Below are 5,172 nucleotides of genomic sequence, written 5' to 3'. Positions count from 1 at the left end.
TAAGGGGAGTAACGGATATAAAGTTCTTTCTTTTCAGACTTACAAAGCTATATGCATAATCCCCCTGGTTTATCGGGTGAGCCCTAACCTTGCCGAGATGAACCACATCGGTGTGCCGGTGCCTCCTGGTTTTACAATCACAACTGACACTTGCAACGAGTATTATAAAGTAGGTCAGGACAAGATCGTTGAGCTTCTTACAGCTGAAGTGAATGCTGCTGTTGCTCACACAGAGGAACTGATGAACTGCAAGTTCGGCGATCCGAAGAACCCTCTGTTGGTTTCTGTACGTTCAGGTGCTCGTGCTTCTATGCCGGGTATGATGGATACCATCCTCAACCTTGGTTTGAATGACGAGGTTGCTGAGGGTATGGTAGAGAAGACTGGCAACCCACACTTCGTATATGATAGCTACCGCCGTTTTGTTCAGATGTATGGTGACGTTGTTCTTGGCATGAAGCCTGAGAACAAAGAGGATATCGATCCGTTCGAGGCTATCATCGAGAAGGTGAAGGAAGAGCAGGGCGTTGTTCTTGACAAGGACCTTTCTGTAGAGTCGCTGAAGAAGCTCGTTGAGCTCTTCAAGAAGGCTATCAAGGAGCAGACTGGTAGCGACTTCCCAACTGATCCGAAGGAGCAGCTTTGGGGTGCTATCTGCGCTGTGTTCCGCAGCTGGATGAACGAGCGTGCTATTCTCTATCGTAAGATGGAAGGAATTCCTGACGAGTGGGGTACAGCAGTTTCTGTTATGGCTATGGTATTCGGTAACATGGGTGAGACATCTGCTACAGGTGTTTGCTTCAGCCGTGACGCCGGTAATGGTGAGAACCTCTTCAACGGTGAATACCTGATTAATGCTCAGGGCGAGGACGTTGTTGCTGGTATCCGCACACCGCAGCAGATTACAAAGATCGGTTCACAGCGCTGGGCTGAGCGTGCTGGCATCTCTGAGGAAGAGCGTGCAGCAAACTATCCTTCTATGGAGGAAGCTATGCCTGAACTCTACAAGGAACTTGACGCTCTCCAGGATAAGCTCGAAAAGCACTACCGCGATATGCAGGATATGGAGTTCACCGTTCAGGAGGGCAAGCTTTGGTTCCTCCAGACACGTAACGGTAAGCGTACTGGTACTGCAATGGTTAAGATCGCAATGGACCTTCTCCACGAGGGTATGATCGATGAGAAGACAGCTATTCTTCGCTGTGAGCCGCAGAAGCTCGATGAGCTCTTGCACCCGGTATTCGATAAGTTGGCTCTCTCAAGAGCTAAGGTTATTACACAGGGTCTTCCTGCTTCTCCTGGTGCTGCTTGCGGTCAGATTGTATTCCACGCTGACGATGCTGAGGAGTGGCATGAGGATGGCAAGAAAGTAATCATGGTTCGTATCGAAACTTCTCCAGAGGACCTCGCTGGCATGTCTGCTGCTGAGGGTATCCTAACAGCTCGTGGCGGTATGACATCTCACGCAGCCGTAGTTGCTCGTGGTATGGGTAAGTGCTGTGTATCTGGCGCAGGCTCTATCAATGTTGATTACAAGACCAAGACTGTAGAGATTGAAGGCGTTGTTTACAAGGAGGGCGACTACATCTCTTTGAATGGTACAACAGGTCAGGTATACGCAGGTCAGATTGAGACAAAGGCCGCTGAGCTTTCTGGCGACTTCAAGGAGTTGATGGATCTCTGCGACAAGTATACAAAGATGGAAATCCGTACCAATGCTGATACTCCTCACGACGCAAAGGTGGCTCGCCAGTTCGGCGCTAAGGGTATCGGTTTGACACGTACAGAGCACATGTTCTTCGATGATCAGAAGATTGTTGCTATGCGTGAGATGATTCTTGCCGATTCAGTAGAGGGTCGCGAGAAGGCTCTTGCTAAGCTCCTCCCATATCAGAAGGCTGACTTCTATGGCATCCTCAAGGCTATGGATGGTTGCCATGTCAATATTCGCTTGCTCGATCCGCCTCTCCACGAGTTTGTTCCGCACGATAAGGCAGGTCAGGAGACTATGGCTAAGGAAATGGGTGTAAGTGTTACAGAAATAAAGAAGCGCGTTAACTCATTGGCAGAGAACAACCCAATGCTCGGTCATCGTGGTTGTCGTCTTGGTATCACATTCCCTGAAATCACAGCTATGCAGACTCGTGCTATCCTCGGTGCTGCATGCCAGTTGAAGAAGGAAGGCTTCAACCCGCGTCCTGAGATCATGGTTCCGCTCATCGGTACTGTTCAGGAGCTCAAGCAGCAGAAGTCTATCATTCTTGCAACTTCTCAGGAAGTATTCGCAGAGTATGGCGTTGAGGTTGAGTTCGAGATTGGTACTATGATTGAGATTCCGCGTGCTGCCCTTACTGCAGGTAAGATTGCAGAAGAGGCTCAGTACTTCTCATTCGGTACTAACGACTTGACACAGATGACATTCGGCTATTCTCGTGACGACATCGCTTCATTCCTCCCTGCATACATGGAGAAGAAGATTCTGAAGGTTGACCCGTTCCAGGTTCTCGATCAGGAGGGTGTTGGTCAGCTCATCAAGATGGCAGTTGAGAATGGTCGCGCTACTCGTCCTAATCTCCGCACGGGTATCTGCGGTGAGCATGGTGGTGAGCCTTCATCTGTTAAGTTCTGCGCAAAGGTAGGCATGAACTATGCTTCATGCTCTCCATTCCGCGTGCCTATCGCACGTTTGGCTGCTGCGCAGGCTGCTGTAGAGGAATAATAGCAAATATTTGACTCTCAATAAATTAAGTGGAAAGTCCTTGTAACAGAGGACTTTCCACTTAATTCGTTTTTAGCGGAAGTACCACTGAAATGCTACAAATGATGATGGATGTTTTACATATGTTTTACAATTTCCAAAGACATGTTTTACACATGTTTTACAACTTTCAGAATGATTCTAAGAACAATTTAAACATAAAAGATATGGCAACATTTAAAACAGTGGCACTGAGACAGAGAGCAGATGGATTCTGGAATGTATCTATCCGGGTTACTCACAACAGAAAGTCAAGGTATCTGAAAACAGACAAAATCGTAGAAACAAAATCTGTGAACAAAAAGAACCATGAAGTCAAGGATCCTTTTGTTCTTGAAGCATGTACTGTCAAGATAGCCCATTTTGCGGATATGCTCAACAAACAGCCTATTCGCACATGGAGTGTGGATGATGTCGTTGCATATTTGGAAAGCGGTACTGCTGATGTATGCTTTTCTGATTATGCAAGACAATACCATGACAATCTATACAACAATGGTCATGAACGGAACGCCAGGAACTACGAACTTGCCTATAGACATTTGGAACTCTATGCAGGTTCCAATAAAATAATGTGTTCGCAACTCACATCCAAGTTTATCAATGGATGGATAAAGTCTCTTGCCAAAACTGCAAGAGCCAAGGAAATGTACCCGATATGTATAAGACAAATATTCAGGCAAGCGTTGCTTGAATTTAACGACTATGATTGCGGTATCATCCGAATAACAACAAATCCATGGCTAAAAATAAAAATACCAAAGGCAGACACTCCAGAGAAGCGAGCAATTACTATGGAAGAATGCCGTGCTTTCTTTGCCGCTCCTCTCCCACCTTCCGACCGTATATTACCTTTGGCAGAGCTTGGACATGATGTTGCCATGATGGTGCTTTGCCTTGCAGGAATGAATACGGTTGATATATATAATTTGAAGAAAGAAGATTACCATGATGGCATCATTAGCTATGAGCGAGCAAAAACTCGCAAGTTCAGAAACGATCATGCTTATATGGAAATGAAGATACCTGGTATCTTGCAACCTGTATTCGACAAGTATCTTGATAAAACAACCTCGCCTTATCTTTTCGATTTCCACAAACGTATGACCAACAGCGACAGTTTTGGTGCCAACATTAATTGCGGAATCCGTCAGATATGCGAGAAAAGTCTCCATATTCCACATGAGAAGGCGTATTGTGTATATACATTTCGCCATACATGGGCAACAGTTGCCCAAAACGAATGTGGAGCATCCATTGATGAGGTTGGCTTTGCTATGAACCATTCAGACCGTCATCGTGTGACAAGGTCTTATGTTAAGATAGACTTCTCACCTGCATGGGCGTTGAATGAAAAAGTCTTGGAGAAGATATTCTTCACTGAGGATAAATCACGAGATTATTCGAAGGCTGATAGCACGGTATTTGAACGTTTCTCATTCCGTCAGATGATGAAAGGCTCTATTTTTTATCGAGGAAGGAAAATCAGTGAGTTCACTGATGTTGGCTTTAACAACGTGGATGAAATAATAGGTAAACTGATGAAAGAACTTCCAAGCACGATTCCATCAAGAGCAATGGTTCTTATCAAGATAGAGAATGTCGATAAAGGACAAACTCAAACCTATAGTCGTATGGTTGAATGACCATTATCTATAATTACACGTTACTGTATAGAAAGAATACATATATATAGTAATAAGAATCCTTATAAGGAAACAATATTATTCTATATAAGTGTTATATGGAATATATCTATGCGTGTATTATCCCCTTTCGCCAGTTCTCTCCATGCACGGCGTTGCTGTGTATTGCGCAAACATGACGAAACTGCCCAGGAGCCAAGCTTCTCTTCACTCCAGAGCAGCAAGGGAGAGAGGTCAAACATTCTTCAGGGGCGTTGCGAACAACACCCCATGCTACGGATGCTGCACACTTTCCGGGCTGCCATCAGAAAGTAAGGCTCGTTCTTTTTCTCAGAAGCTGAATGTTGTCCATGCTTCACTGAGAGAATGAGGTTTACTTTCTGCCTCTGCCACATGGTCTATAAGACCACTCGGAAAGAGTACGGCATCCTTCAAACCCGGCATACCGATGTCTGCCTCGACAAGGCGGACGGTGTATGCCGGAGAGAGGTAGGCACGGCAAGGCTCCCTGCGGTCACTTTGCCATGCCTCGATTGTTTGATTATCCATATACATTCATATCTATATTGCTATCCGTATTACTTTATATCTATATTGCTACATTACCATATTGATGTATTGACGTATTGCTATATTGTTTCATTTCTACATTATCGTATATCTGCATAGCCTTATTTATATCTATATGGATATACAGGAATATCAACATATCTATATTGGTATTGTTCCCTTTCGCCAGTTCTCTCCATGCACGGCGTTGCTGTGTAT

Annotated in this window: 2 protein-coding genes and 1 pseudogene; 2 read left to right on the top strand and 1 reads right to left on the bottom strand. The window is 45.1% G+C overall.

Features of this window, described 5'->3' with window-relative positions; translation table 11 throughout:
- Positions 1-85: 85 nt before the first annotated feature.
- A pseudogene (gene ppdK, locus KTQ90_RS12655) lies at positions 86-2,719 on the top strand (pyruvate, phosphate dikinase); the annotation flags it as partial.
- 206 nt (positions 2,720-2,925) lie between these two features.
- Complete coding sequence (locus tag KTQ90_RS12650) at positions 2,926-4,404, top strand: tyrosine-type recombinase/integrase (protein ID WP_217318729.1); 1,479 nt, start codon at positions 2,926-2,928, stop codon at positions 4,402-4,404.
- 330 nt (positions 4,405-4,734) lie between these two features.
- On the opposite strand, the gene KTQ90_RS12645 is transcribed toward KTQ90_RS12650, so the two are convergent.
- Positions 4,735-4,953, bottom strand: a complete 219-nt coding sequence (locus KTQ90_RS12645; protein WP_217318728.1) for a hypothetical protein — start codon at positions 4,951-4,953, stop codon at positions 4,735-4,737.
- Positions 4,954-5,172 lie beyond the last annotated feature (219 nt).

This window comes from Leyella stercorea (assembly GCF_019052365.1).
Classification (GTDB): Bacteria; Bacteroidota; Bacteroidia; order Bacteroidales; family Bacteroidaceae; genus Prevotella.
The sequence above is the reverse complement of the archived record's forward strand: the minus strand, read 5'-3'. Positions and strand labels throughout refer to the sequence as shown.

Bases quoted from the DNA above. Each gene is read 5' to 3' on its own strand.
- KTQ90_RS12650 (WP_217318729.1), top strand. From the start codon at position 2,926: ATGGCAACATTTAAAACAGTGGCACTGAGACAGAGAGCAGATGGATTC.
- KTQ90_RS12645 (WP_217318728.1), bottom strand. From the start codon at position 4,953: ATGGATAATCAAACAATCGAGGCATGGCAAAGTGACCGCAGGGAGCCT.